1 protein-coding gene is annotated in these 601 nt (G+C 59.7%); it reads right to left on the reverse strand.

Annotated elements, in window-relative coordinates; genetic code table 11:
* Positions 1–141 precede the first annotated feature (141 nt).
* Positions 142–601: sensor histidine kinase (locus tag ACKGJN_RS16530; RefSeq protein ID WP_409540668.1), on the reverse strand; the 460-nt coding region annotated here is incomplete at its 5' end.

Raw genomic sequence — 601 nt, forward strand, 5'->3', positions numbered from 1 at the left:
GGTTCTGCACTTTGTGAAGCAGTGAGATTGCCTTCTCACCGCTGTCCACTGCCATGACATTGAAGCCGGCAGCCTCCAGCACATCGCAGTAGAGATGCCGCAACTTTTCATTGTCTTCGGCCAGGATGACCGGCCTCGTGCTCATCCCGTCGGCCCTTCGTTCTCACTTCCCGCCGTCGCGGTCTGCGGCAGCGTGACGATCACGGTGGTGCCGCGGCCCGGCGCGGTATCGAACGCCAGGGTGCCGCCATGCAATTCGACGAAATACTTCACGATTGCCAGGCCAAGGCCCGCTCCCTCGTGGTTCCTGGAAAGCCCGGAATCGATCTGCGAGAAGGGCTCCAGTGCATGCTCCAGGTCCTTCGGGTCCATACCGATGCCCTGGTCGCAAACCTTGATCACGACGGCCTCGCCTTCGGTGCAGGCCGTCACCCACACCTGCGAGTCGCGCGGAGCGAACTTCACCGCATTTCCGACGAGATTGATGATAATCTGCTTCAGCCGCTTGACGTCAACATTGATCAGCGGAAGATCGTTGGGCACTCCATTGACGAGTGCGATGCCGCCCTTTTCAGCGCGCAGGTACAACAGTTTGAAGCAT

The sequence above is a fragment of the Gillisia xinjiangensis genome, assembly GCF_046298265.1.
Classification (GTDB): domain Bacteria; phylum Bacteroidota; class Bacteroidia; order Flavobacteriales; family Flavobacteriaceae; genus Gillisia; species Gillisia xinjiangensis.